This window comes from Streptomyces sp. NPDC002520, assembly GCF_053595235.1.
In genome coordinates this window covers 65298-91341 of sequence record NZ_JBSFXG010000022.1, presented here as the reverse complement: position 1 = coordinate 91341, position 26044 = coordinate 65298, and the positions used below count along the sequence as shown (strand labels likewise).

The 26044-nt window shown below is 67.8% G+C and carries 21 protein-coding genes; 9 read left to right on the top strand and 12 right to left on the bottom strand.

Annotated features, from left to right (window positions below; translation table 11 throughout):
- Nucleotides 1–5: 5 nt before the first annotated feature.
- The 4 genes from ACWD5D_RS27495 to ACWD5D_RS27480 are packed head-to-tail and all read right to left on the bottom strand — an operon-like array spanning nucleotide 6 to nucleotide 3723.
- The gene (locus ACWD5D_RS27495; protein ID WP_451375431.1) at nucleotides 6–188 is read right to left on the bottom strand and encodes a hypothetical protein; all 183 of its coding nucleotides are present in this window, start codon (nucleotides 186–188) and stop codon (nucleotides 6–8) included.
- Nucleotides 189–194: 6 nt separating this feature from the next.
- Entirely contained in the window at nucleotides 195–1175 is a 981-nt protein-coding gene (locus ACWD5D_RS27490) for an ABC transporter permease (protein ID WP_451375430.1), read from the bottom strand.
- Entirely contained in the window at nucleotides 1168–2088 is a 921-nt protein-coding gene (locus tag ACWD5D_RS27485) for an ABC transporter permease (protein WP_451375429.1), read from the bottom strand. Before ACWD5D_RS27485 ends, ACWD5D_RS27490 begins: the two co-directional genes overlap by 8 nt.
- A gap of 6 nt (nucleotides 2089–2094) precedes the next feature.
- The gene (locus ACWD5D_RS27480; protein WP_451375428.1) at nucleotides 2095–3723 is read right to left on the bottom strand and encodes a peptide ABC transporter substrate-binding protein; all 1629 of its coding nucleotides are present in this window, start codon (nucleotides 3721–3723) and stop codon (nucleotides 2095–2097) included.
- Between the two features lie 499 nt (nucleotides 3724–4222).
- On the opposite strand from ACWD5D_RS27480, the gene ACWD5D_RS27475 reads away from it, so the two are divergent.
- From ACWD5D_RS27475 to ACWD5D_RS27455, 5 genes are all read left to right on the top strand, one after another.
- A complete protein-coding gene (locus ACWD5D_RS27475; protein ID WP_451375427.1) occupies nucleotides 4223–5251 on the top strand; it encodes an ABC transporter permease in 1029 nt (342 codons plus the stop codon).
- A 79-nt stretch (nucleotides 5252–5330) separates the two neighbouring features.
- Complete coding sequence (locus ACWD5D_RS27470; protein WP_451375426.1) at nucleotides 5331–7097, top strand: ABC transporter substrate-binding protein; 1767 nt, start codon at nucleotides 5331–5333, stop codon at nucleotides 7095–7097.
- 119 nt (nucleotides 7098–7216) lie between these two features.
- Entirely contained in the window at nucleotides 7217–8197 is a 981-nt protein-coding gene (locus tag ACWD5D_RS27465) for an ABC transporter permease (RefSeq protein ID WP_451375425.1), read from the top strand.
- A gap of 52 nt (nucleotides 8198–8249) precedes the next feature.
- Nucleotides 8250–9287, top strand: a complete 1038-nt coding sequence (locus ACWD5D_RS27460) for an ABC transporter ATP-binding protein (protein ID WP_451375424.1) — start codon at nucleotides 8250–8252, stop codon at nucleotides 9285–9287.
- A gap of 28 nt (nucleotides 9288–9315) precedes the next feature.
- Nucleotides 9316–10359 carry an ABC transporter ATP-binding protein gene (locus ACWD5D_RS27455; RefSeq protein WP_451375423.1) on the top strand — a complete coding sequence of 348 codons (1044 nt, stop codon included), beginning with the start codon at nucleotides 9316–9318 and terminating at the stop codon, nucleotides 10357–10359.
- A 149-nt stretch (nucleotides 10360–10508) separates the two neighbouring features.
- Here the strand turns inward: ACWD5D_RS27455 and ACWD5D_RS27450 are convergent, their stop codons facing one another.
- The 7 genes from ACWD5D_RS27450 to ACWD5D_RS27420 form a co-directional block, all read right to left on the bottom strand.
- Complete coding sequence (locus ACWD5D_RS27450) at nucleotides 10509–11657, bottom strand: ABC transporter ATP-binding protein (RefSeq protein ID WP_451375422.1); 1149 nt, start codon at nucleotides 11655–11657, stop codon at nucleotides 10509–10511.
- Between the two features lie 19 nt (nucleotides 11658–11676).
- Entirely contained in the window at nucleotides 11677–12741 is a 1065-nt protein-coding gene (locus ACWD5D_RS27445) for an ABC transporter ATP-binding protein (protein ID WP_451375421.1), read from the bottom strand.
- Between the two features lie 15 nt (nucleotides 12742–12756).
- Nucleotides 12757–13734, bottom strand: a complete 978-nt coding sequence (locus tag ACWD5D_RS27440) for an ABC transporter permease (RefSeq protein ID WP_451375420.1) — start codon at nucleotides 13732–13734, stop codon at nucleotides 12757–12759.
- A 96-nt stretch (nucleotides 13735–13830) separates the two neighbouring features.
- A complete protein-coding gene (locus ACWD5D_RS27435) occupies nucleotides 13831–15624 on the bottom strand; it encodes an ABC transporter substrate-binding protein (protein ID WP_451375419.1) in 1794 nt (597 codons plus the stop codon).
- Between the two features lie 101 nt (nucleotides 15625–15725).
- The gene (locus ACWD5D_RS27430; protein ID WP_451375418.1) at nucleotides 15726–16766 is read right to left on the bottom strand and encodes an ABC transporter permease; all 1041 of its coding nucleotides are present in this window, start codon (nucleotides 16764–16766) and stop codon (nucleotides 15726–15728) included.
- Between the two features lie 566 nt (nucleotides 16767–17332).
- Nucleotides 17333–19240 (bottom strand): translational GTPase TypA, encoded by a 1908-nt coding sequence (gene typA / locus ACWD5D_RS27425; RefSeq protein WP_451375417.1) that lies wholly within the window; start codon nucleotides 19238–19240, stop codon nucleotides 17333–17335.
- A gap of 150 nt (nucleotides 19241–19390) precedes the next feature.
- A complete protein-coding gene (locus tag ACWD5D_RS27420; protein ID WP_451375416.1) occupies nucleotides 19391–21376 on the bottom strand; it encodes an ABC transporter family substrate-binding protein in 1986 nt (661 codons plus the stop codon).
- A gap of 433 nt (nucleotides 21377–21809) precedes the next feature.
- Between ACWD5D_RS27420 and ACWD5D_RS27415 the strand changes: the two genes are divergently transcribed.
- The 4 genes from ACWD5D_RS27415 (at nucleotide 21810) to ACWD5D_RS27400 (ending at nucleotide 25734) form a co-directional block, all read left to right on the top strand.
- A complete protein-coding gene (locus ACWD5D_RS27415) occupies nucleotides 21810–22097 on the top strand; it encodes a hypothetical protein (RefSeq protein ID WP_451375415.1) in 288 nt (95 codons plus the stop codon).
- A gap of 71 nt (nucleotides 22098–22168) precedes the next feature.
- A complete protein-coding gene (locus tag ACWD5D_RS27410) occupies nucleotides 22169–22993 on the top strand; it encodes a hypothetical protein (RefSeq protein WP_451375414.1) in 825 nt (274 codons plus the stop codon).
- A 21-nt stretch (nucleotides 22994–23014) separates the two neighbouring features.
- The gene (locus tag ACWD5D_RS27405) at nucleotides 23015–24967 is read left to right on the top strand and encodes a fumarate reductase/succinate dehydrogenase flavoprotein subunit (protein WP_451375413.1); all 1953 of its coding nucleotides are present in this window, start codon (nucleotides 23015–23017) and stop codon (nucleotides 24965–24967) included.
- Nucleotides 24964–25734 (top strand): succinate dehydrogenase/fumarate reductase iron-sulfur subunit, encoded by a 771-nt coding sequence (locus tag ACWD5D_RS27400; protein ID WP_451375412.1) that lies wholly within the window; start codon nucleotides 24964–24966, stop codon nucleotides 25732–25734. Before ACWD5D_RS27405 ends, ACWD5D_RS27400 begins: the two co-directional genes overlap by 4 nt.
- On the opposite strand, the gene ACWD5D_RS27395 is transcribed toward ACWD5D_RS27400, so the two are convergent.
- Entirely contained in the window at nucleotides 25715–26023 is a 309-nt protein-coding gene (locus ACWD5D_RS27395) for a hypothetical protein (protein ID WP_451375411.1), read from the bottom strand. The two genes, ACWD5D_RS27400 and ACWD5D_RS27395, sit on opposite strands and share 20 nt — an antisense overlap.
- Nucleotides 26024–26044: the final 21 nt, after the last annotated feature.

The following is a 26044-nucleotide window of genomic DNA, read 5'->3' as shown; positions in this document are numbered from 1 at the left end:
CCACGTCACCTCAGCTTCGGATCGAGGGCGCCGCGCACCGCGTCGCCGAGCATGATGAAGGCCAGGACGGTGAGTGCCGGCTCCCTGGAGGACCACAGCGACGCGTGCACCCGCGCCTGCGCCTGCGCCTGCACGGACCGTCCACCGACCCCGAAACCCACGTCCGGATCACCCACTTCACGGGGCATCACCCCTCACCTCAGCTTCGGGTCGAGAGCGTCGCGCACCGCGTCGCCGAGCATGATGAAGGCCAGGACGGTGATCGCCAGCGCCCCGGAGGGCCACAGCAGCGCGTGCGGTGCGTTGCGGACGTAGAGGGAGGCGGCGGAGATGTCGATGCCCCAGGAGACGCTGGGCGGTTTCAGACCGACGCCGAGGTACGACAGGGTCGCCTCCAGCGCGATGTAGGTGCCGAGCGCGATGGTCGCCACGACGATCACGGGGGCCACGGCGTTGGGCGCGATGTGCCGCAGCAGGATGCGGGAGTTGGAGGCGCCGAGGGCGCGGGCGGCCTGGACGTAGTCGTTCTGCTTGGCGGTGATGACGGCGCCGCGGGCGATGCGCGAGATCTGCGGCCAGCCGAGCAGCACCATGAACCCGATGACCGGCCAGACCGTGTTGCTGGTCACCACGGACAGCAGGACGAGACCGCCGAGGACGACGGGGATGGCGAAGAAGATGTCGGTGATCCGGGACAGGATCGAGTCCCAGAAGCCCCCGAAGAAGCCCGCCAGACCGCCGAGCACCGACCCGAGGACCGCGACCCCGAGGGTGGCGCACACACCCACCGTGACGGACGCACGGGCGCCGTACACGGTCCGTGTGTAGACGTCGCAGCCCTGTCCGTCGAACCCGAACGGATGGCCGGGCTGGGAGCCCTCCTGGGACTTGGCCAGGTCGCACTTGAGGGGGCTGCCGGAGGCGATCGACGAGGGCCATACGGCGATGAAGACCAGAAAGAGGATGACCAGCGCGGAGACGAGGAAGACCGGGTTGCGCCGCAGGTCCCGCCAGGCGTCGGACCACAGCGAGCGCGGCTTGGCCTGGGGTCCGGTGCCCTGCGGACCGCCGGGGGTCTTCTCGAGGGTGGTCGCCTCGCTCGCGGCGAGGTCCATCGCGCCGCCCATGCCGGTGCCGGCGATGGCGCCGTCGGGCTCGTACGGCTGTTCAGGCATACCGGATCCTCGGGTCGAGTACGGCGTACAGCAGGTCCACGAGCAGGTTGGCGACCAGGAAGACCAGCACGAGCACGGTCACGAAGCCGACGACGGTCTGGGTGTTCTGCCGCAGGATGCCCTGGTAGAGCTGGAAGCCGACGCCGTGGATGTTGAAGATCCGCTCGGTGACGATCGCGCCGCCCATCAGCGCGCCGATGTCCGTGCCGATGAAGGTGACCACGGGGATCAGCGAGTTGCGCAGCAGATGCCGGACGACGACCCGGCGCCGGGGCAGGCCCTTGGCGACGGCGGTGCGGACGTAGTCGGACCGTTTGTTCTCCGCGATGGAGGTCCGGGTGAGCCGGGTGACGTAGGCGAGCGACACGGAGGCGAGGACCAGTCCGGGCACGATCAGCTCGTCGAGGGTGCCGTTGCGCACGGAGGGGCTGATCCAGTTCCACTTGATGCCGAGCAGCAGCTGGAGCAGCAGACCGGTGACGAAGGTCGGCACGGAGATCACGACGAGGGTGAGCAGCAGGACGGTCGTGTCGACGGGCGTGCCGCGCCGCAGGCCGGTGACCACGCCGAGGGTGATCCCGATGACGATCTCGAAGAGGATCGCCACGATCGTCAGCCGGATGGTGACGGGGAACGCCGTGGACATCAGCTCGGTGACCGGCTGTCCGTTGAACGCCGTGCCGAAGTCTCCGGTGAAGACGTTCCCCATGTAGGTGGCGTACTGCTGCCAGAGCGGCTTGTCCAAACCGAACTCGCGCTTCAGCTGGGCGGCCGTCGCCGGGTCGCACGCCCGCTCCCCGCACAGGCCCGCGATGGGGTCGCCCATCACGTTCACCATGAGGAAGATCAGCAGGGTGGACCCGAAGAACACCGGGATCATCTGGAGCAGTCGCCGGACGACGTAGCGCCCCATGGCGGGTCAGCTGACCTTGATCTCGTTGTAGACGGGGACGCTGAACGGATTGAGCCGCACGTTCGACAGTCGGTCGGAGTAGCCCGCGCTGCCGTTCTGGTACCAGAGCGGGATGGCGGCCATGTTGTCCCGCACGACCCCCTCGGCCTTCTGGAAGGTGGCGACGGCCTTGGCGCGGTCCGTCTCGGCGTTGGCCTGGTCGACGAGCTTGTCGAAGTCCTTGTTGGACCACTTGCCGTCGTTGGAGGAGGCGTTCGTGTAGTAGAGCGGCTGGAGGAAGTTCTGGATCAGCGGGTAGTCCATCTGCCAGCCGGCGCGGAACGGGCCGCTCATCTTGTGCCGGCCGATCTGGTTGCGGAAGTCCGCGAAGGTGCCGACCGGGTTGCCGACGCAGGCCTTGTCGTTGCCGAGTGCGTTGTTGATGGAGTTGCACAGGGCGTCGATCCACTCTCTGTGGGAGCCCGTGTCCGCGTTGTACGTGATCTTGACCTGGCCGCCGGGGAGCCCGCCGCCCTCCTTGACGAGCCGCTTGGCCTCGGTGGGGTTGTAGTCGCAGGCGGTCCCGCACAGGCCGTCCTGGAAGCCGCCGCCCGGACCGAGCACCGGGGAGGTCCAGTCGGTGGCCGGGGTGCGCGTCTGCCGGAAGATCGTGTCGGTGATCTGCCTGCGGTTGATCGCCATGGACAGACCGGTGCGCACCTTCTCCGAGCCCGGCTTGTTCCACTGCCGGTCGTAGTACGGGAAGGCGAGGGTCTGGATGATGCCGGCCGGGGTGTTGATGTAGCGGCTGCCGAGGTCGCCCTTGACGTTCTTCAGCTGGGCGGCGGGGATGTCGTCGACGAGGTCGAGGTTTCCGGCCAGCAGGTCGGTGTAGGCGGTGTTGCTGTCCGTGTAGACGCGGAGCGTGACGCCGCCGTTCCGGGCCTTGTCGGGGCCGGGGTAGCCGTCCCACTTCTTCAGGGCCATCTGTGAGCCCTTGGCGTAGGACTCGATCGTGTAGGGCCCGTTGCCGACCGGCTTTTTCAGCCAGGCCGCGTGGTCGGTGAAGAAGGCGTGGGGCAGCGGGGCGAAGGCGGCGTAGCCGAGGGTGTCCGGGAAGCTGGAGAACTTCTGGTCGAGCTTGACGGTGAAGGTGTGATCGTCGACGACCTTCAGACCGGACAGGGTGTCGGCGCTCTGGGTGCCGCTGTCGGGGTGGACCTTGTCGTAGCCCTGGATGTACCCGAAGAAGTACGCGTTCTTCTGGTTGTGCTTCAGGCTCGCCCCGTAGTTCCAGGCGTCCACGAAGGAGCGGGCGGTCACCTTCTCGCCGTTGGAGAAGGTCCAGCCGCTCTTGACCTTGACGGTGAAGTTCTTCGAGTCCGGCGTGTCGATGCTCTGCGCGAGCATGTTCGTGGCCTTGCCGGTCTTCGGGTCGTACTTCTTCAGGCCCCGGAAGACCATGTCGAGGACCTTGCCGCCCTGGACCTCGTTGGTGTTGGCCGGTTCCAGCGGGTTCTGCGGGTCGCCCCAGGAGGCGCTGAGCACCGCGGTCCCGCCCCCGCCGCCGCTTGAGCCGTTGCCCCCGCAACCGGTGGCGGCCAGCGTCACCACCAGCGTGCCGGCGGCCCATCGGGCGGGCGTGACTCCACGCATGCGTGCCTCCTCGTGATCACACCATCAGTACCGGTCAATATCGGTTTATATGGCGCATTCCACATGCGGGCCCCCGACCGTCGCGCGATTACCGCCCGATCGCCGCCCGATTGGTGCCCCTTTGGGGTGACACGTCACCCGAATGCGGGCGACCACTCGCACCCCTTGATGATCTTGCAGATGGCGCGCAATAGATCTCTGCCCAACGTTGCCGAAACGTTGGAATCCGACGCGTCGATGTACGCATTTCGACACACTCGCGTCCGCATAACGAACTCGTTGCCCGAATAGTCCGATTGGCCCGATGAGAAGCACGAAATGATAACGGCGTGCTACCCGCGTAGCTACAGAAGAATCAAGGACAGGTCAAGAAGGTAAAGAGCAGACCAAGGCGCGCCAGAATTTATTGACCGTGAATGAATTGCGTTGAAAAAGTCCGGCTAGCCCGTAGGGGAGCGCCCTGCGGAGTCATCAGACCCTCCCTTGGGCCAGGAGCACCATGACCCCCCCAACTCCATCTGCGGCTGCCTCGCTTGAGGTGACCGACGAGACCGTTGAGAAGGCACCTTCTTCTCCTGGTTCGAAGGGCAGCGAGAGCAGGTCCCCCGGGCAGCTGGCTTGGCGTCGCTTCAAGCGGGACCGTACGGGCGTGATCTCGGCGATCATCGTGATCGCCTTCTTCGTGGTCGCGCTGGCCGCGCCGTTGATAGCCAACCTTTATGGCAAGGACCCGTACACGACGTACGGCCTCGGCAACCCCGACCTGATCGCCGACAACAGCTACCCGGTGAAGCCGAACGGCGGCATCGACAGCGAGTTCTGGTTCGGCATCGAGCCGGGCCTGGGACGTGACGTCTTCACGTTCCTGATCTACGCGATCCGCAACTCGCTGCTGATCTCCACCGGCATCACGCTCCTCGTCATGCTCGTCGGCGTGATCATCGGCGTGACGGCCGGCTACATCGGCGGCAAGACGGACTGGTTCTTCGGCCGGGTCATCGACATCCTGCTCGCCTTCCCGCAGCAGCTCTTCTTCGTGGCCTTCACGCCCGTCGTCCTGAGCCTGTTCGTGGCCCCCAACGAGGACACGCCGACCTGGATCGTCGTCGTCTCGCTGATCTCGCTGCTCACGGTCTTCGGCTGGGCCTCCATCGCCCGACTGCTGCGCGGTCAGGTGCTGGCCCTGCGCGAGCGGGAGTTCATCGAGGCCGCCAAGGTCACGGGCGCCTCCCCGGCTCGCATCATCTTCAAGGAACTGCTCCCCAACCTGTGGACGCCGATCCTGATCCAGGGGACGCTCCTGCTCCCCGCGATGGTCACCACGGAGGCCGGTCTCGCCTTCCTCAACGTGGGCATCTCGGACCCGACGCCGGACTGGGGCGTCATGCTCGGCCGCGCGGCTCAGGTCTACCAGGACGACATCACCTACCTGCTCTTCCCCGGCCTCTCCATGGTGATCTTCGTTCTGGCGTTCAACCTCCTCGGTGACTCGGTGCGCGACGCACTCGACCCGAAGACCAAGCGCTGACTCCGGCTCTGTTCAGGACCGCGGCGAGGACGCCGCGGTGCCGGATCTCTCTCATCAACTCACTTCAAGGCAGGATGCGATGTCCTTCTCGCGCAGAAACTTCCTGATAGCCACCAGCGTGGCCGCCGCCTCCACCACGGTGCTGAGCGCGTGCAGCAGCGGTAACACCAGCAGCTCGGGCGGCACCGGCAAGCAGGAAGCGGCCAAGGCCCACACCACCTCCGTCAAGATCGGCACGGCGGCGGACTCCAAGGGCCCGGCTCCGGAGGTCACCGGTGCCAAGAAGGGCGGCAAGGTCTCCCTGCTGAACGACGACGACTTCTCGCACCTCGACCCGCAGCGCGTCTACTACGCCTGGAACTCGCTGGCCGTGGTCGTCCTCTCCCGCACCCTGACCGGCTACAAGGTCGGCGACGACGGCTCCCAGACCCTGGTCGGTGACCTCGCCACCGACACGGGCACCATGAAGGACGGCGGCAAGACCTGGTCCTTCACCCTGAAGGACGGCGTCAAGTGGGAGGACGGCTCCGACGTCACCGTCGACGACGTCCGCCACGGCATCGAGCGCGCGTTCGCCGGCTTCATCACCGAGGGCGCCGTCTACGTCCAGTCCTGGCTGACGGGCACCCAGGACTACCGCAAGTCCTACCCGGGTCCCTTCAAGGGCAACAAGCACCTCAAGTCGATCGTGACGAGCGGGAAGACGATCACCTTCCACCTCTCCGAGGCGCGTCCTGACTTCAACTACGTCGTCGCGATGCACTCCTACGCGCCGACCCAGGCGAAGCACGACACCAAGCAGGACTACGACAAGAAGCCGTTCTCCAACGGTCCTTACAAGGTCAAGTCCCACACCACCGACAAGTCGATGGTGCTCGTCCGCAACGAGCACTGGGACCCGAACACGGACCCGATCCGCAACGCGTACCCGGACGAGTTCGACTTCACCTTCGGCATCGAGGCGGCCACCGCCGCCGACCGCCTGATCGCCGACACCGGCAAGGACCAGTACGCCGTCTCCTGGCGCACCGTCCCGCAGGACCGCGTCCAGCAGGCCACCCTCAAGGCCAAGGACCGCCTCTTCGAGGACCTGAGCAGCGGCACCAGCGTCTACTGGATCAACCAGACCCGCGTCACCGACATCAAGGTCCGCGAGGCCATCATCCGCGCCTGGCCGACCGCCGGCATCCGCCAGCTCCAGGGTGGCGCGCACCGCGGTGACTACGCGACCGGCGTCATGAGCCCGCTCGTCGCCGGCTACGAGTCGCAGGACGTCTGGGGCAAGCTGGCGAAGCCCGCCGGTGACCCGGCCGCCGCCAAGGCGGTCCTGAAGAAGGCCGGCAAGCTCGGCACCAAGATCGTCTACGCCTACCAGCAGGACGACGTCAACGCCAAGGTCAAGGTCGTCGTCGAGAACGCCCTGAAGGCCGCCGGCTTCGACGTCGTCACCAAGGGCATCGACTCCACGACCTGGTACGACCAGATCGGCAAGATCGACAACGAGTACGACATCTACTGGGGCGGCTGGTCCGCCGACTGGCCGACCGGTTACTCGGTCTTCCAGCCGCTGTTCGACAGCCACAACGTGGTGGACCAGGGCACCAACTACTGCCACCTCAAGAACGCCGACGTCGACGCCGCCATCAAGGCCGCCACGGCGGAGACGGACCAGAACAAGGCCAACGCCATGTGGGCCGCACTGGACAAGCAGGTCACCGAGCTGGGTGCCTTCATCCCGGACGTGTACATGAAGCGCCTGTACCTGCACGGTTCGAAGCTCGGCAACGTGAAGATGGACCCGAACTTCGACGGCTGCATGCTCTACAAGATGTACGTCAAGGCCTGATCCATCCCTGAGAGGTGGGGCGGCTCCGGCCGCCCCACCCTCGGCTCGTCCACCGGGTCTCCGGTCACCCCCGGCCCGGCCCGCTCCGCACGACGGCCCTCCCAGGAAAGCCAACCCCCATGCTTCGCTTCCTCGTCCGCCGGCTCCTCGGCGCCGTGATCACGTTGCTGATCATCAGCGCGGTCACGTTCATGCTCTTCTACGCGGTGCCGCGCGACCCCGCCCGGATCGCCTGCGGCAAGGTCTGCACGCCTGAGACGCTCGAGCTCATCCGGCACAACATGGGAATCACGGACCCGCTGCCGGTCCAGTACTGGCACTGGCTGTCGGGCATCTTCGTGGGACGGGACTACGCGAGCTTCGGCCACTGCGACGCACCGTGCCTCGGCTACTCGTTCGTCAACCGTGAGCCCGTCCTCGCGACGGTCTGGGACCGTTTCCCGACGACGGCCTCGCTCGCCCTCGGCTCCTCGGTCGTCTTCCTCCTCTTCGGCATCGGCACCGGCATGCTCGCCGCCGTGCGGCAGGGCAAGGCCACGGACAAGATCGCCAGCTCCGCCTCGCTGGTCGCCTCGTCGATGCAGATCTACTTCGTCGGCCCGGTCGCCCTGTACCTCCTCGTCTACCAGACGCACTGGCTCGACCAGCCCTCGTACACCTCCTTCGTCAAGGACCCGGCGAGCTGGTTCACCGGACTGCTCGTCCCCTGGCTGGTCCTGGCGCTGATCTGGACCGCCAACTACACCCGTATGACCCGCTCCCAGCTGGTCGAGACGCTCAGTGAGGACTACGTCCGCACCGCCCGCGCCAAGGGCATGTCGCGTCGCAACGTCTTCTTCCGCTTCGCCTGGCGCGGCGCGATGGGCCCGATCGTCACCATCTTCGGTATCGACATGGGCGTGCTGCTCGGTGGCGCGATGATCACCGAGAAGACCTTCAGCCTCCAGGGCCTCGGCATGCTCGCGGTGAAGTCCGTGACCACGAACGACCTGCCGATGCTGCTCGGCGTGATGGTGCTCACCGCCTCCTTCGTGGTGATCGCCAACGTCGTCGTCGACGCCTGCTACGCCATGATCGACCCGCGGATCCGGCTCGCCTGACCCCGCCCGCCCCCACCAGCTACCCCGCATCACCCCCCTCTGGAGCGTCCCCGTGACGAGCACCGATTCGCAGCCCTTCCTGTCCGTCAAGGACCTGAAGGTGCACTTCTCGACCGAGGACGGCACCGTCAAGGCCGTCGACGGTCTCTCCTTCGACCTCGCACGCGGCAAGACGCTGGGCATCGTGGGCGAGTCGGGTTCCGGCAAGTCGGTCACCAACCTGACCATCCTGGGCCTGCACAACCCCGACAGCACCAAGGTCGAGGGCTCCATCGAGCTGGACGGCGAGGAGCTGAACGGCGCCTCGGAGCGGACCCTCGAGAAGCTCCGCGGCAACAAGATGGCGATGATCTTCCAGGACGCCCTGGCCTCGCTGTCGCCGTACCACACCATCGGCACGCAGATCGGCGAGGTGTACCGCAAGCACACCGGTGCCTCCAAGAGCCAGTCCCGGGCGCGCGCGATCGAGATGCTGCGGCGGGTGGGCATCCCGCAGCCGGAGAGCCGGGTGGACAACTACCCGCACGAGTTCTCCGGCGGTATGCGCCAGCGCGCGATGATCGCCATGGCGCTGGTGTGCGACCCGGAGCTGCTGATCGCCGACGAGCCGACGACGGCGCTCGACGTGACGGTCCAGGCCCAGATCATGGACCTGCTGAAGGACCTCCAGAAGGAGTTCGGCACGGCCATCATCTTCATCACCCACGACCTGGGCGTGATCGCGGACATCGCCGACGACGTGCTGGTGATGTACGGCGGCCGGTGCGTGGAGCGCGGCCCGAAGGAGGAGGTGCTGCGCACCCCGCAGCACCCGTACACCTACGGTCTGCTGGGCTCCATGCCGAGCCTGGACGGCCCGGTCGACGTGCCGCTGAACCCGATCCCGGGTTCGCCGCCCTCGCTGCTGAACCCGCCGTCCGGCTGCCGTTTCCACCCGCGCTGCGCCTTCGCCGACAAGGTCGAGTCAGGCCGGTGCTCCAAGGAGAGCCCGGTGCTGGAGATCCTGGACGGCCGCGGCAGCGCCTGTCACCTGACCGACGAGCAGCGCCGCGAGTACCTCACCGGCACGGTCGCCGGCAAGGCCCTCTGAGACGTACAAGAGACGGGAACCCACGACCATGAGCACCACCACTCCCCTCCTGGACGTCTCCGGGCTGACCAAGCACTTCCCGATCAAGGGCGGGTTCCCGATCCGCCGTACGGTCGGGCACGTCCAGGCCGTCGACGGAGTCGACTTCCAGGTGGCCGAGGGCGAGAGCCTCGGCCTGGTCGGCGAGTCCGGCTGCGGCAAGTCGACCACCGGCCGGCTCATCACCCGCCTGCTGGAGCCGACCGCGGGCAAGGTCTCGTACCGCGGCCAGGACATCACCCACGCCGACCGCAAGCAGCTGGCGCCGATCCGGTCCGAGATCCAGATGATCTTCCAGGACCCGTACGCCTCGCTGAACCCGCGGCACACGGTCGGCAAGATCATCTCCGGCCCGATGGAGATCAACGGCATCAACCCGCCGGGCGGCCACGAGAACCGGGTCCGCGAACTCCTGGAGATCGTCGGCCTGAACCCCGAGCACTACAACCGCTTCCCGCACGAGTTCTCCGGCGGCCAGCGCCAGCGCATCGGTGTCGCCCGCGCCCTCGCCCTGAACCCGAAGCTGATCGTCGCTGACGAGCCGGTCTCCGCGCTGGACGTCTCCATCCAGGCGCAGGTCGTCAACCTCCTCCAGAAGGTCCAGCGGGAACTCGGCATCGCGTTCGTGTTCATCGCCCATGACCTGGCGATCGTGCGGCACTTCTCGCAGCGCGTCGCGGTCATGTACCTGGGTAAGATCGTCGAGATCGCCGACCGCGACGACCTGTACGGCAACCCGCGCCACCCCTACACGCGGGCCCTGCTGTCCGCCGTGCCCGAGGCCACGGTGGACGAGGCGCCGCGCGAGCGCATCCGCCTGACCGGCGACGTGCCCTCCCCCATCAACCCGCCCTCCGGCTGCCACTTCCGCACCCGCTGCTGGAAGGCGACCGAGAAGTGCGCGACGGAGGCCCCGCCGCTGGTCCAGGTCGAGGGCAACAGGGCGGGCCACCTCACCGCCTGCCACTATCCTGAGACGGCGGAGACCGTACCGGCCCCCCGCCTCTCCAAGAACCCCGAGACGGCTGCCTGACACACCCCTTTCCCGTCAGCAGCCGCCTTGCGGAACGGACTTTCACAGGCCCATTGACCCGAGCCCTTGAGTGTCCGGTCCAGGGGAAAGGCCCGCACCTCCCCAGGTGCGGGCCTTCTCTTCGTCCATGACGTTCTCAGGAGCGGACGCTACTTCTTGTCCTCCGGCTCGTCCGCCCCGGATTCGGCCTCGGCCTCCAGGGCCTGCAGCGCCGGATCGAGGATCACGTCCTCGTCCCGCGCCTCGATCGTCGGCTCCTCCGGGAAGTGGCAGGCCGTCAGGTGGCCACTCCGGTTCCCGGAGATCTGGACCAGCGGCGGCTCCTCGGTCGCGCACTTGTCCTGCGCCTTCCAGCAGCGGGTGCGGAAGCGGCAGCCGGAGGGCGGGTTGATCGGGGAGGGGACGTCGCCGGCCAGGCGGATGCGTTCGCGGGCCGGTGTGTCGTCCTCCGTGAGGCTCACCTCGGGGACGGCGGACAGCAGGGCGTGGGTGTACGGGTGGCGGGGTCGGGTGTAGATGGACTCGCGGTCGCCGACCTCGATGATCTTGCCCAGGTACATCACCGCCACGCGCTGCGAGAAGTGCCGCACGATCGCCAGGTCGTGGGCGATGAACAGGAACGCGATGCCCAGGTCCTTCTGCACCTGCTGCAACAGGTTCACGACCTGCGCCTGGATGGAGACGTCCAGCGCGGAGACCGGCTCGTCGGCGACGATCAGCTTCGGCTCCAGGGCCAACGCCCGTGCCACGCCGATGCGCTGGCGCTGACCGCCGGAGAACTCGTGCGGGAAGCGGTTGTAGTGCTCGGGGTTCAGGCCCACGATCTCCAGGAGTTCGCGGACCCGCTTCTCCCGGCCGCCCTCCGGGTTGATGCCGTTGATCTCCATCGGCCCGGAGATGATCGTGCCCACCGTCTGGCGGGGATTCAGGGACGAGTACGGGTCCTGGAAGATCATCTGGATCTCGGAGCGGACCGGCGCCAGCTGCTTGCGCGAGGCGTGGGTGATGTCCTGACCGCGGTACGAGATCTTGCCCGCGGTCGGCTCCAGCAGACGGGTGATGAGGCGGCCGGTGGTCGACTTGCCGCAGCCCGACTCGCCGACCAGCCCGAAGCTCTCGCCCACGTGCACGGTCAAGTCGATGCCGTCGACGGCCTGCACGTTCCCGACCGTACGGCGGATCGGGAACCCGCCCTTGACCGGGAAGTGCTTGGTCAGCCCCGCGACCTCCAGCAGCGGTTCCCCGTCCGCGCCGGCGGCCTTCTGGCTCGGGGCCGGGAGGACCAGGTCCTCTGTCATGACGGTGTTCTCCTATCCCCTAGCCGAGCCGGGGCTTGATCTCTTCGATGAAGATGGTCTGCTTCTGCTCCGCGGTGAGATGGCACGCGGAGGCCCGGTCGGGGGCCAGCAGCGGCCGCTCGTTGACACAGCGGCCCGCGCCCGCGACGCGGTCCTGGAAGGTGCAGCGAGGGTGGAACCGGCAGCCCGACGGCGGGTGGAGCAGCGAGGGAGGGGCGCCCGGGATCGGGGTCAGCGCCGCGGTCGGATCGGCGTCCAGGCGCGGCATCGAGTTCAGCAGACCCCAGGTGTACGGGTGCTGGGGCCTGCGCAGCACCTCGTCGACCGTGCCCCGCTCCACCGCGCGGCCCGCGTACATCACCATGATGTCGTCGGCCATGTCGGCGATCACGCCGAGGTCGTGGGTGATGAAGACGATGCCGGAACCGAACTCCCGCTGGAGGTCCTTGAGCAGATCGAGGATCTGGGCCTGGACCGTGACGTCCAGGGCCGTGGTCGGCTCGTCGGCGATCAGCAGGTCGGGGTCGCACACCAGGGCCATCGCGATCATCGCGCGCTGGCGCATACCGCCGGAGAACTGGTGCGGATAGTCCTTGGCCCGCTGGGCGGGATGCGGGATGCCGACCTTGGCCAGCATCTCCACCGCGCGTTCCCAGGCCGCCTTCTTGGAGACGCCCGTGTGCTTCATGTACGGCTCGGCGATCTGCCGGCCGATGGTGTAGTAGGGCGACAGGGCGGTGAGCGAGTCCTGGAAGATCATCGCCACGCGGTTGCCGCGCAGCTTCTCCATCTCTTTCTCGGTCGCGGTGATGAGTTCCTTGCCGTCGAGCACGATCTCACCGTCGATCGTGGTGCTCCTCGGGTCGTGCAGTCCCAGGATGGTCAGGTTGGTGACCGACTTTCCCGAGCCCGATTCGCCCACGATGCCGAGGGTCTTCCCGCGGTGCAGGTCGAAGGAGAGTCCGTCGACGGCCTTGACCAGGCCGTCCTCCGTCGAGAACGTCACCTGCAGGTCGCGTACCGACAGGAAGCTGTCCGGCCCGGTCGGGGCCGGCGCGTCCTCGGCCTTGGTCACTGTGGTCACGGTGGTGGGTTCTTCCTAGGAGAGCCGGATGCGCGGGTCGATCCACGCGTACGTGATGTCGGTGAGGATGTTCAGGATCAGGATGAAGAAGGCTCCGAAGAGCATGACGCCCATGGTCAGAGGCAGGTCCTTGTGGACCGCGCCGTCCACGGCGAGCCGTCCGATTCCCTGGAGGGAGAAGGTCAGTTCGGTGACGACGGCGCCGCCGAGCAGGGCGCTGAGGTCGATGCCGAAGACGGTGACGATGGGGATGAGCGAGCCGCGCCAGGCGTACCGGAAGAAGACGTACTTGCGGGACATGCCCTTGGCGCGGGCGGTGCGCACATGGTCCTCAGCCAGCTGCTCGATCATCGACGAGCGCGCCATACGGGTGTACTGGGCGGTGAAGATGCTGGCCATCACACACACGGGGATCGACATGCCGACGAACCAGCCGACCGGGTCCTGCGTGATCGGGACGTACTGCGGGTCCTCCATCCAGCCCGTGCTGTAGACGAAGACGGTCAGCACGATCGGGCCGAGGAAGTAGATCTGGAACGAACTCAGCACCATCGACGCGCCTGTGGCGACCTTGTCCGTCACCGTTCCTCTGCGATACGCGGCGATCATGCCTGAGCCGACGCCGAGGATGAGGAAGACGATGGCGCCGCCGACGGTCAGCGTGAGGGTCAGCGGGAACCGGTCCATGATGGTGCTCCACACCATGTCACCGGAGTAGAACGACACGCCCAGGCACGGAGCCGAGCAGTGGCCGGTCGGGTAGTCGCGGCCCATGACGATGCCGGACATGAAGTCCCAGAACTGCTGGGCGATCGGGAGGTTGAGGCCGAGGGCGTCCCGGATGTCCGCCAGCCGCTGGGTCGAACAGTCCTTGCCGCAGGCCAGGGATGCGTAGTCGGAAGGTGCGGCCACGAACAGGAAGAACGTCGCCGCGCCGATGAGGAAGAGCGTGACGGCGGCGCCGACCGTGCGCCGGACGATGAACTGAAGCATGGCGGGCAGGCTGCTCTCTGGTCGGACGGTGGAAGAGGGTTCGCTCGGATCGCGGGGGCACGCACGACCGTCCGTGCCCCCGCGATCAGCCGTGGCTTACGACTTCAGGAACAGCCGGTTGATGTCGATGAGGCTGGACACCGAGCCGTAGCGGGCACCGCCGACGTTGGAGCCGGAGAGCTGGAACTGCTTCGTGTACCACAGCGGAGCCGCCGGGACGATCTTCTCCAGCAGGTAGTGCTGGGCTTCCTTCCAGGTCTTGGCGGCCTCGGTCGGCTGCTGGGACAGCGCCTTCTTGATGAGGCCGTCGACCGTCGGGTCCTTGACGTGCGAGTAGTTCGAGGAACCGTCGAAGACCTGCGAACCGTCGTAGATCGGCGTGACGACCGTGGCCGGGGAGGGCCAGTCCTGGCCCCAGCCGCTGATGTACATGTCGTACGGGTTCTTGACCTTGCCGATCTGCTCGTAGTAGCTCGCGGCGTCGACCTCCTTGGAGACGACGTTGAAGCCGACCTTGGTGAGCGCGTCCTCGATGGCGACCTTGCGCTTCTGGCCGGGCTCGCTGTTGCTGTAGGCGAAGACGAGCGTCTTCTCGGCGGCCGGGACGTCCTTGAGGATCTCCTTGGCCTTGGCGATGTTGCCCTGCGGGGTCTTCAGCCGGCCGTAGGGGTCGTACTTCGCCTCGTAGCCGGGCAGGGTCGGCGCGAAGTAGTTCGGGGCGACGTCGCCACCGAAGGCACCGCCCTCACCGGCGATGAGGGACTTGGAGTTGACCGCGTAGGAGACGGCCTGGCGGACCTTGAGGTCCTTGACCCGGTCGAGGTTGAAGGTCAGCTGCATGACGTAGGGCTGGTAGCCCTTGACCGTGCGCTTGTTGGCCTCGGGGTTGTTGATGACGTCCTGGATCTGGGTGGCCTCGACGCCCGCGGTGAGCTGGATGGCGTTCTTGTTGTTGCCCTCGTCGGCGATCAGACGCTTGGTCTGGGTCGACTCGGTGACGCCGAACTGGAAGTCGAAGCCGTCCACGTACTGGTGGCGCACGGAGTCGGTCTTCGCGTCCCAGTTGGTGTTCTTCACCAGCGTCAGGGTCTTGCCGGCCTTGTTCTCGGCAATCTTGTACGGGCCGGTGGAGACCGGCTTCTTCTCGTACTTCTCCTTGGTGTCCGTCTTCGCCGGGACGATGGCGTAGCCGGCCATGGCGAGCGTCTGGGGCAGGTCCTGGCGCGGGGTGTCGAAGTGGAAGACGACCGTCTTCGCGTCCGGCGTGTCCAGTACCGTCTTCGGCAGGTGCTTGCCGTCGAAGCCGCCGCCGGGCAGCGCCTTGCGGTACTCCGCGCCGCTCAGCCAGGTCTGCAGGTACGTCGGGCCGTCGAAGATGAACTTCGCGTACGTGCGCTCGACGCTGTGGCGGACGTCGGCCGAGGTGATGGCGTTGCCGTTCTCGTCCTTGATCCCGTCCTTCAGGGTGAAGGTCCAGGTCTTGCCGCCGTCGGAGGACTTGCCGGAGTCGGTGGCGAGGTCGCCGACCACCGAGACGTCGCCCTTGTCGTCCTCCTGGAACTGGGTCAGGCGGCGGAAGAGGAGGTTGGCGACCTGGCCGGCGTCGGAGACGTAGATCTGGCCCGGGTCCAGGTGGGAGAGACCGGCCTCCTGGTAGACCGTGATGGTGCCGCCGGGCTTGGCGCCGGGCACCTCCTGGGCGGGGCCGGTGGAACCGGCCGCGTCGGCGTAGGTGACCGCCTTCGACTGGACCGCCGCGTTCTTCTGGTCCTTCTTGGAGTCCGTACCGGACTTTTCCCCCGTGTTCTTCGAGCACGCCGTCAGAACCAGAGAGCCGGCCGCGAGGGCGATCACGACGGCACGAGCTCTACGCGAGCTGTGAGACAACATGTGTCGATCCACCTACCTGTCGGTGTTGTTAACCGTGAGTTCTGCCGTGCGCCGGCCGACGGGCCGGCGGGGGCGGCAGCCACCCCCACCCAACGGACGACCTATCGGCCGGACTTGGGGTCGAACGCATCCCGTACGGAGTCCCCGAGGAGGTTGAAGCACAGGACGAAGATCACCAGCGCTACTCCGGGGAAGAACATGAACGCCGGGTCCTGCTCGGCGTACCGGGCGCCTGCGGCGAAGAGCCGGCCCCAGTCGGGCGTGGGCTCGACGAACCCGACGCCGGCGAAGGAGAGGAAGGCGATGCTGAGGATGGTGCTGGGCAGTGTGTACGTGAACTGCACCAGGATCGGTGTGACGACGTTGGGCAGGATCTCCTTGCGGACGATCCGCCAGGGCGAGGCACCCGAGACCCGGGCCGCGTCCACGAACTCCCTTTCGCGCAGGGACAGTACGGTGGAGCGGACCAGACGCGCCATGCCCATCCAGCCCAGCAGCCACAGCACGATCAGCATGGCCAGGGCCCGGAAGTAGGTCGGGGTCTCTTCGCGGGGGTCGACGAAGAACGAGGTCACGACCGGCATGAAGGCGATGAAGAACAGCTGTTGCGGGAAGGAGAGGAAGAAGTCGGTGGCCCGGCCGATCCAGTAGTCGGTACGACCGCCGAAGTAGCCGCCGATCAGGCCGATGACGACACCGGTGACCATCACCAGGGCGGTGATGCCGAGCGCCATGAACAGTGAGGTGCGCATGCCGTACACCAGCATGGCGTACAGGTCACGGCCGTACTGCGGCTCGACACCGAACCAGTGGTCGCCCGAGATCCCGCCCAAGTAGCCGAGCGGAAGCCCGAATTCGTCGAGAATCGGCTTGTCCGCGTAGGTGGGATCCTGGCCGTACAGGGTGTACGGGTTGGTGCCCGACAGCTTCACCAACAGCGGCGCGGCCAGCGCGACGACGAAGTAGCCGATGACCACGATGGCGCACAGCACGCCGGTGCGGTCGCGCTTGAAGCGCATCCACATCAGTTGGCCGGGAGACCGGCCTTCGAGCTGGACGGACTCGGTCTTCGCCTTCGGCTCTGGTTCGCCGTCGACGACCACCGATGTCCCGCCGCCCTCGATGTCGATAGGACTTGTCACGGTTCGTCCGTTTCACAGGTATGGGTGTGGGAGGTGTCCGGGTGGCTTGAGATCGCGCGAAACCGCAGTCGGACGCGCGTAGTTCTACAGCCGGATCACACCACTGGAAGCGACGACCCGACCCACCTGGTGCGTATGACACCGCGCATGGGTGTTCCTCCTCATGACTTCACGTGTTCACCAACAGGAGGGGGTTTCCGTCTTACCTCCGACACCCCTGACGGAGGGTCAGACACCCCCTGGTGCTCGTGAGTCGGCGCCGTCCCCACGGCGCGAGACCCATTGACCCGAGCGCTACGCGGCTAACTATCTGCCATGAGCCAGGTGGCGACCACAGTCTTTAAATCTCAATTCAGTCACAGCTCACCTGTAGAACTTCCAAAAACTGGACAAACCGTTCCCCGGGTGAAGGCCGCGAAACGGACGTGTTACATGGCTATCGGAAGAAGATCTCCGCATTTCGGACAGTGTGGGTCCGGAAAACCGGTTGCAAAAAGCCCGGGTGCCCCCAAGATGGGGGCACCCGGGCTCGGTTGCCCGGCGATCACGCCGGACTGGGCCTCAAATCAGCCGTGCTTGGCGCGGCTGGCGGAGCGGGCGCGCTCACGCTGGTCGAGCACGACCTTGCGGATGCGAACGGCCTCCGGGGTCACCTCGACGCACTCGTCGTCACGGCAGAACTCCAGCGACTGCTCCAGCGAGAGCTTGCGCGGCGGCACGATCGCCTCGAACGAGTCGGCCGAGGACGACCGCATGTTCGTGAGCTTCTTCTCCTTGGTGATGTTCACGTCCATGTCGTCGGAACGCGAGTTCTCGCCGACGATCATGCCCTCGTACACCTCGGTGCCGGGCTCGGTGAAGAGCACGCCGCGCTCCTGGAGGTTCGTCATCGCGAACGCGGTGACGGCGCCGGAGCGGTCGGCGACCAGGGAGCCGTTGTTACGGGTCTGGAGGTTGCCGAACCAGGGCTCGTGGCCCTCGTGGATGGAGTGGCCGATACCCGTGCCCCGGGTCTGGGTCAGGAACTCGGTACGGAAGCCGATCAGGCCACGGGAGGGCACCACGAACTCCATGCGCACCCAGCCGGAGCCGTGGTTGGACATGTTGTCCATACGGCCCTTGCGGACACCCATGAGCTGCGTGACCGCGCCCATGTGCTCCTCGGGCACGTCGATCGTCATCCGCTCGACGGGCTCGTGGACCTTGCCGTCGACCTCCTTGGTGACGACCTGCGGCTTGCCGATGGTCAGCTCGAAGCCCTCGCGGCGCATCTGCTCGACCAGGATGGCGAGCGCGAGCTCACCACGGCCCTGGACCTCCCAGGCGTCCGGACGCTCGGTGTCGAGGACGCGCAGCGAGACGTTACCGATCAGCTCGCGGTCGAGGCGGTCCTTGACCTGGCGGGCGGTGACCTTGCGGTCCTTCACGGCCGCCTTCGCGTCGGCGCCCTTGCCGGTACCGCCGCGGCCGACCAGCGGCGAGGTGTTCGTACCGATCACCATGGAGATCGCCGGCTCGTCCACCGTGATCAGCGGCAGCGCGACCGGGTTCTCCGGGTCGGCCAGCGTCTCACCGATCATGATGTCCGGGATACCGGCCACCGCGCAGATGTCACCGGGGCCGGCGACCTCGGCGGGCTTGCGGGTGAGCGCCTCGGTCATCATCAGCTCGGAGATGCGCACGTTGCCGACCGAACCGTCGCGCTTGATCCACGCGACCGTCTGGCCCTTGCGCAGCTCGCCCTGCTCGACCCGGAGCAGCGCGATACGGCCGAGGAAGTTGTCGGCGTCGAGGTTGGTGACGTGGGCCTGGAGCGGGGCGTCCTCTTCGTACGTGGGGGCCGGGATGTGCTCCAGGATCGTGGAGAAGAACGGCTCCAGGCTGGTCGAGTCGGCCGGCACGGTGCCGTTCTCCGGCTTGGTCAGCGAGGCGATGCCGTCACGGCCGCAGGCGTAGACGATCGGGAACTCGATCTGCTCCTCGTCCGCGTCCAGGTCGAGGAAGAGGTCGTACGTCTCGTTGACGACCTCGTCGATGCGGGAGTCGGGGCGGTCCGTCTTGTTGATGCACAGGATGACGGGCAGCCGCTGCTGGAGCGCCTTGCGCAGCACGAAGCGGGTCTGCGGCAGCGGGCCCTCGGAGGCGTCCACCAGCAGCACGACACCGTCGACCATCGACAGACCGCGCTCGACCTCGCCACCGAAGTCGGCGTGGCCGGGGGTGTCGATGATGTTGATCGTGATCGGGTCCCCGCCGTCCTTCGGGTGGTACTTGACCGCCGTGTTCTTGGCGAGGATCGTGATGCCCTTCTCACGCTCCAGGTCGTTCGAGTCCATCATGCGGTCGTCGACGCCTTCGAGCTGGTGGGCGGCGAAGGCGCCGGCCTGCTTCAGCATGCCGTCGACGATGGTCGTCTTGCCGTGGTCGACGTGGGCGACGATGGCGACGTTGCGGATGTCGTGGCGCGTGGCCATATTGCGACGTACTCCCGGAGTGTGAGGAATGCCCTGCGCGGACGTCTGTGTTGCGCGGGCCCTGCCGGGCTGGACACGCCACGGCCTCACCCCATGGTACGTGGCCCTGCGGGGGACGGCCTCCGCAGGGCTCTCAGGGTGCCTTTCCGATCAGTGGCCGGACGGGCTCGGCGCGGTCTTCGCGCCCTTCCTCAGGTAGCCCATGTCCTCGTAGACCGGCGTCTGGAATCCGAACGCACCCGCGTTGACCAGGTCCTTTCGGGCGCCGACCAGCTGGGGGCGCTGGTAGAGCGGGATCGAGCCGGCCGCCGCCCAGATACGGGAGTCCGCCTTCCGGATCAGGTCACGCGCCTCGTCCTCGTCCAGCGTGGACGAGGCCTCGTCGAAGAGCTGGTCGACCTGGTCGGTGCCGACCCGCGTGTAGTTCTGCTCGACGTTCACCGAGCCGTCGGCGGCCGGGACCGGCTTGGCGTAGATCGGCCGGGCGTCGGTGGCCGGGAAGGCGGTGGACGGCCAGGAGTACAGGGCGAGGTCGTAGTCGCCGGAGGCGATGTGGTCCTTGAAGTAGCTCTCGTCCGAGACCTTGGTGATCGTCGTGCGGATGCCGACCCTCTCCAGCATCGCGGAGATCCGCAGGGCCACCGTGTTCAGGGTGTCCGAGCCGGCGCCCGAGGGGAGGACGAAGCGCAGGTCGAGCGCCTGGCCGTCCTTGGCGAGCGGCCCGGCCACCGCGCCGGCGGGGGCGGCGGTGCCCTTCGGGGCGTAGGCGCCGGGGGCGCCGCCCGAGTACTGCTTGCCGTCCTGGGCGAGGTGCTTGCCGCCCTGGTCGCCCTGGCCGCGGTGCTCGCTCTTGTCGTCCTTGCCGTCGGGGTTCTTGTTGTCCTCTCCGACGATGTACGCGCCGTCCGTCCCGCCGTCGGACTGGTCCTCCTCGTCGTCCTTCTTCGCCTCGGGGCCCGCGGCCTTCTCGGGCTTCTTCGGCTCCTTGACCGGCCCGCCGGCCACCCAGCCGGCGTCCGAGAGCAGGGCCTGCGCCTCCTTGGTGTCCTGGCCGCCCAGGGCGTTGCTGTTGTCGGCGTAGTCCTGCTGCCCGGACAGGGCGAGGTGGCTGCCGACCGGGACGGCGGGCAGGCCGAGCGGAGTCAGGACGACCTTGGCCAGTTCCTTGCGGTCGAGGGCGCGGGCGACCGCGCGGCGGACCCGCTCGTCGGCGAGGGGGCCCGTGGCGCCGTTGAGGGCGAGCTGGGTGTAGGCGGGCTCCAGCGACTTGCGCAGGTCGAAGGAGCGCAGCGCGCCCTGCTGGCCCAGCTGGCCCAGGTCGGACTCGTCGATGTCGGCGAGGTCCACGGTCCCGTCGGTCAGCGAGGCGGCCCGCTGGTCGCGGGGTACGGCGTGCAGCACGATCGAGTCGAGCTTGGCGGGCTTGCCCCACCAGCGCGGGTTGCGGATGAGGACGACGTCCTTCGTGGCGGTGTCGACCCTGTCCAGCATGAAGGGGCCCGCGGTCACGGGCAGCTTGCGGCGGGCGCCGTCGTTGAAGGCGTCCGGGGTGCCCGTGACGTCCTTCGGGTACAGCGGGGAGAACAGCGACTTCCAGTCGGCGTAGGGGCGGGAGAAGGTGACCCGGACCTGGAGGTCGTTGGCGCCGCGCTCGATCTTCTCGATGCGGTCGTAGCCGGCGTTGCGGGCGGTCCAGTAGGCGCTGTCCTTGCCGGACAGGGCGCGCCACTGGGCGACGAAGTCGGCGGCGCCGATCTCGCGGCCGTCGCTCCAGACGGCCTGCTGGTTCAGTTTGTACTGCACGACCTGACGCGGCTCGGTCTCGATGACCTTGGCGGACTCCAGAAAGCCCGGATTGGCCACCGTCCGGCCACTCGCGTCGAGCCGGAACATCGACGGCAGCACGGCCTGGGCGACCCGGGTGGTGCCGGCGTCGGCGTCGGCCTGGTAGGCGTTGAGAGTCTCCGGCAGGGCGTCCACGGCCCACTTCAGCGTGCCGCCCGAGGCGACCTGGTCCCGGGCGACGAGGGCGATGTCCTGTCCGGTGAGCGGCTTGGTGGCCTCCTCGTCGGAACTGCACCCGGCGAGGACACAGACCGCGAGCGCGCCCGCGGTGAGGAAGGCGACCGAACGCATGACGCTCCGCGGAAGGCGCCCCGACGGGTTGCCGGTCGTCCGCGGCTCCGCCGTGGCTGGTCGCGCCCCGCGGCACAGCCGCATACCGGCGGAGCCCCGCGCCCCTTCGGGGCGCTGCCACGTGTCTACGCCGTCGTGGGACATCTCTGCTACCTCCGGGAAGCCTCGGGCGTTATGATCACTTTTGGCGGTATATGGATCTGATCAGATCTATGGCCCCACTGAAGAGGAAAGGATCCGGCGACTGCGGGAGACACGGCGACGAGGTCGGCAAGCCCACCCGTGCGGCGCAACACCCGAGCAGATGTGCACCAACGCGCCTGCGCCAATCGATGCACATCTCTTCACAGCACCAGGTGTGACGCGCAACACTCCAAGGCGCATGAACGTTGCCGCCCAGGGCCCGCAGCACCCGCGGAAGTGAGGGCAAGTCATGTCCGTGCACGACGAACTGACATCCGTCCAGCGTTGCCTCGACGACCTCAACCGGTCGCTGGGAAACCTGGAGAAGCAGATCGGCAGCAGCGGTCTGGAGATGCGCCGCGTCCGGATGGACGCGGGTCATCTGCGCGAGAGCGTGACGCTGCTGCGGGAGTCGGTGAACACCCCCGCCTCGAAGCAACCCGAACTCGTCAGCATCTCCGACGCGCCGTACGACATCAGCCTGTGGACGGACTCGGACGACGAGGGTCTGGGCGCCCGCGACCGGCACGCACCCTGAGCGCGTCCGGCGCGCGCCCGGTGGGCGTACGGCCCGCTCCCCCCCACCCCTGAACCGACCGGAGTCCTGTCTTGGCCACAGGTACGGAACCCCAACAGAACAGCGGCGGCGGCGTCCGCACCGGTACGCGCGCCGCGATCGCCGCAGCGCATCTGCGGACCGACCGCTGGTGGCTGGCGCCCGCCGTCACCGCGGCCGGTCTGTTCGCCTTTGTCGTGTACTCGACCTGGCGGGCCTTCGCGAACGCGCACTACTACGCGGCGCCGTACGTCTCGCCGTTCTACTCGCCGTGCCTCGCGGAGAACTGCAGGACCATGCGCGCGGGCCCGAACGCCGACCTGTTCGGCAGCTGGTGGGCCATCTCCCCCGCGATCATCATCCTGATCTTCCCGCTCGGCTTCCGGCTGACCTGCTACTACTACCGCAAGGCGTACTACCGCAGCTTCTGGCTGTCCCCGCCCGCCTGCGCGGTCGCCGAGCCGCACGCGAAGTACACCGGCGAGAGTCGCTTCCCGCTGATCCTGCAGAACGTCCACCGGTACTTCTTCTACGCGGCGCTGCTGGTCGCCGGCGTGCTGACCTACGACACCGTGCTGGCCTTCCGCGACGAGCACTACCGCTGGGGCCACATGGGCCTCGGCACCCTCGTCTTCCTGGTCAACATCGTGCTGATCTGGGCGTACACCCTGTCCTGCCACTCCTGCCGGCACATCGTCGGCGGCAAGCTCAGGCACTTCTCCAGACATCCCGTGCGCTACAAGGCGTGGCAGTTCGTCGGAAGGCTCAACGCCCGCCACATGCAGCTGGCGTGGGCGTCGCTGCTGAGCGTGGCGCTCGCCGACTTCTACGTCTATCTCGTCGCGTCCGGGGTCTTCGACGATCCGCGCTTCTTCTAGGGCTAGTGAGGGACTGAGCTGATGTCCGTGGTGGACCGGCAGGAGTGGGACGTCGTCGTGGTCGGTGCCGGCGGCGCCGGGCTGCGGGCCGCGATCGAGGCGCGGGAGCGGGGCGCGCGTACGGCGGTGATCTGCAAGTCGCTGTTCGGCAAGGCGCACACGGTGATGGCCGAGGGCGGCATCGCGGCGGCGATGGCCAACGTCAACGAGCACGACAACTGGCAGGTCCACTTCCGCGACACGATGCGCGGCGGCAAGTTCCTCAACCAGTGGCGGATGGCCGAGCTGCACGCGCGGGAGGCCCCGGAGCGGGTGTGGGAGCTGGAGACCTGGGGCGCGCTGTTCGACCGCACGAAGGACGGGAAGATCTCCCAGCGCAACTTCGGCGGCCACGAGTACCCGCGCCTCGCGCACGTCGGCGACCGCACGGGCCTGGAGCTGATCCGCACGCTCCAGCAGAAGATCGTGGCGCTGCAGCAGGAGGACTTCGAGGAGACCGGGGACTACGAGTCGCGGCTGAAGGTCTTCCAGGAGTGCACGGTCACGCAGATCCTCAAGGACACGGCGCCCGGGAGCGGCTCCGCCGCGGGCCAAGTGAGCGGCGTCTTCGCGTACGACCGCGAGTCCGGCCGCTTCTTCGTCCTGGAGGCACCCGCGGTCGTGATCGCGACCGGCGGCATCGGCAAGTCCTTCAAAGTCACCTCGAACTCGTGGGAGTACACCGGCGACGGGCACGCCCTCGCGCTGCTCGCGGGCGCGCCGCTGCTGAACATGGAGTTCGTGCAGTTCCACCCGACGGGCATGATCTGGCCGCCGTCCGTCAAGGGCCTCCTGGTGACCGAGTCGGTGCGCGGTGACGGCGGGGTGCTCAGGAACTCCGAGGGCAAGCGGTTCATGTTCGACTACGTCCCGGACGTCTTCAAGGAGAAGTACGCGGAGTCCGAGGAGGAGGGCGACCGCTGGTACGAGGACCCGGACCACAACCGGCGCCCGCCGGAGCTGCTCCCCCGCGACGAGGTGGCCCGCGCGATCAACTCCGAGGTGAAGGCGGGCCGCGGCTCCCCGCACGGCGGGGTCTTCCTGGACGTGTCGACCCGTATGCCCGCCGAGGTGATCCGGCGCCGGCTGCCGTCCATGTACCACCAGTTCAAGGAGCTGGCGGACGTCGACATCACGGCGGAGGCGATGGAGGTCGGCCCGACCTGCCACTACGTGATGGGCGGCATCGCCGTCGACTCCGACACGGCGGCGGCGCGCGGGGTGCCGGGGCTGTTCGCGGCCGGTGAGGTGGCGGGCGGCATGCACGGCTCCAACCGGCTCGGCGGCAACTCGCTCTCCGACCTGCTGGTGTTCGGGCGCCGGGCGGGCTGGCACGCGGCGGAGTACGCGGCGGCCACGGCCGGGCGCCCGGCGGTCTCCGACACGCAGATCGACACGGCCTCCGCGGAGGCCCTGCGGCCCTTCTCGGCGCAGACGACGGGCGAGGCCGGACCGCCCGAGAACCCGTACACCCTGCACCAGGAACTCCAGCAGACCATGAACGACCTGGTCGGCATCATCCGCCGCGAGGGCGAGATGGAGGAGGCCCTGCAGAAGCTGGCCGAGCTGCGGGTCCGGGCCCGCCGGGCCGGCGTCGAGGGACACCGCCAGTTCAACCCGGGCTGGCACCTGGCACTGGACCTGCGGAACATGCTGCTGGTCAGCGAATGCGTGGCACGGGCCGCCCTGGAGCGCACAGAATCCCGCGGCGGCCACACCCGCGAAGACCACGCGGCGATGGACCGCGGCTGGCGCAACGTGAACCTCCTGTGCGCCCTCGCCGACCTCACCGGGGCTCTCGCGGCCTCCGACCCGGCCCGGGGCCAGATCCGCCTCAGCCGGGAGACCACCGAACCCATCCGCCCGGACCTGCTCGCCCTCTTCGAGAAGGAGGAGCTGGTCAAGTACCTCGCCGAAGAGGAGCTGTACGAGTGAGCAGCTACGAGGCCCGCTTCAAGGTGTGGCGGGGTGACGCCGAGGGCGGGGGCCTTACGGACTTCACCGTCGAGGTGAACGACGGCGAGGTGGTCCTGGACATCGTCCACCGCCTGCAGGCCACCCAGGCACCCGACCTGGCCGTGCGCTGGAACTGCAAGGCGGGCAAGTGCGGTTCGTGCTCGGCGGAGATCAACGGCCGCCCGCGGCTGCTGTGCATGACGCGCATGTCGGTGTTCGACCGGTCGGAGACCGTCACGATCACGCCCCTGCGCGCGTTCCCGGTGATCCGGGACCTGGTGACGGACGTCGGCTTCAACTACCAGAAGGCGCGGGAGGTTCCGGCGTTCGTCCCGCCCGCCGGCGTCGGTCCCGGCGAGTACCGCATGTTCCAGGAGGACGTGGAGCGCTCGCAGGAGTTCCGCAAGTGCATCGAGTGCTTCCTGTGCCAGGACACCTGCCATGTGGTGCGCGACCACGAGGAGAACAAGAAGGCGTTCGCGGGTCCGCGCTTCCTGATGCGGGTCGCCGAGCTGGACATGCACCCGCTCGACGCGGCCGCCGAGAGGGGCCTGGACCGCGGGAGCACGGCCCAGGACGAACACGGCCTCGGCTACTGCAACATCACCAAGTGCTGCACGGAGGTCTGCCCCGAGGGCATCAAGATCACGGACAACGCCCTGATCCCCTTGAAGGAACGGGCGGTCGACCGCAAGTACGACCCGCTGGTGTGGCTGGGGTCGAAGATCAGGAGGCGGACTTCGTAGGGCCCTCGCCAGGTCGCTGGGAGAGGGCCTGCATGATCCCGCCGGCCAGGACGAGCCCGCAGTACCCGAAGAAACTGACCGCGCCGAACCCGGCGCCCTCGAACGGCCCCAGCAGCAGGAGCAGGCTCACCCCGAGCGTCATGACCAGGGTGCCGTACCCCCACAGCCGCGGCCGCACCACCCGCCGGCGCAGCCATGGCGGCACCCATTCCCGCACGATCCCCGCTATGCCACCCGCCGCGAACACCGCGGTCAGCAGCCATGCCCCCACCACCAGATACATGTGCATGACGAGGATGGTCCCACCAGG

Coding starts and splice junctions, on each gene's coding strand:
- ACWD5D_RS27480 (WP_451375428.1), bottom strand. CDS start 3,723: ATGCGTGGAGTCACGCCCGCCCGATGGGCCGCCGGCACGCTGGTGGTG.
- ACWD5D_RS27405 (WP_451375413.1), top strand. CDS start 23,015: ATGTCCGTGGTGGACCGGCAGGAGTGGGACGTCGTCGTGGTCGGTGCC.
- ACWD5D_RS27420 (WP_451375416.1), bottom strand. CDS start 21,376: ATGCGTTCGGTCGCCTTCCTCACCGCGGGCGCGCTCGCGGTCTGTGTC.
- ACWD5D_RS27490 (WP_451375430.1), bottom strand. CDS start 1,175: ATGCCTGAACAGCCGTACGAGCCCGACGGCGCCATCGCCGGCACCGGC.
- ACWD5D_RS27485 (WP_451375429.1), bottom strand. CDS start 2,088: ATGGGGCGCTACGTCGTCCGGCGACTGCTCCAGATGATCCCGGTGTTC.
- ACWD5D_RS27455 (WP_451375423.1), top strand. CDS start 9,316: ATGAGCACCACCACTCCCCTCCTGGACGTCTCCGGGCTGACCAAGCAC.
- ACWD5D_RS27495 (WP_451375431.1), bottom strand. CDS start 188: ATGCCCCGTGAAGTGGGTGATCCGGACGTGGGTTTCGGGGTCGGTGGA.
- ACWD5D_RS27435 (WP_451375419.1), bottom strand. CDS start 15,624: ATGTTGTCTCACAGCTCGCGTAGAGCTCGTGCCGTCGTGATCGCCCTC.
- ACWD5D_RS27440 (WP_451375420.1), bottom strand. CDS start 13,734: ATGCTTCAGTTCATCGTCCGGCGCACGGTCGGCGCCGCCGTCACGCTC.
- ACWD5D_RS27465 (WP_451375425.1), top strand. CDS start 7,217: ATGCTTCGCTTCCTCGTCCGCCGGCTCCTCGGCGCCGTGATCACGTTG.
- ACWD5D_RS27395 (WP_451375411.1), bottom strand. CDS start 26,023: ATGCACATGTATCTGGTGGTGGGGGCATGGCTGCTGACCGCGGTGTTC.
- ACWD5D_RS27415 (WP_451375415.1), top strand. CDS start 21,810: ATGTCCGTGCACGACGAACTGACATCCGTCCAGCGTTGCCTCGACGAC.
- ACWD5D_RS27450 (WP_451375422.1), bottom strand. CDS start 11,657: ATGACAGAGGACCTGGTCCTCCCGGCCCCGAGCCAGAAGGCCGCCGGC.
- typA (WP_451375417.1), bottom strand. CDS start 19,240: ATGGCCACGCGCCACGACATCCGCAACGTCGCCATCGTCGCCCACGTC.
- ACWD5D_RS27470 (WP_451375426.1), top strand. CDS start 5,331: ATGTCCTTCTCGCGCAGAAACTTCCTGATAGCCACCAGCGTGGCCGCC.
- ACWD5D_RS27475 (WP_451375427.1), top strand. CDS start 4,223: ATGACCCCCCCAACTCCATCTGCGGCTGCCTCGCTTGAGGTGACCGAC.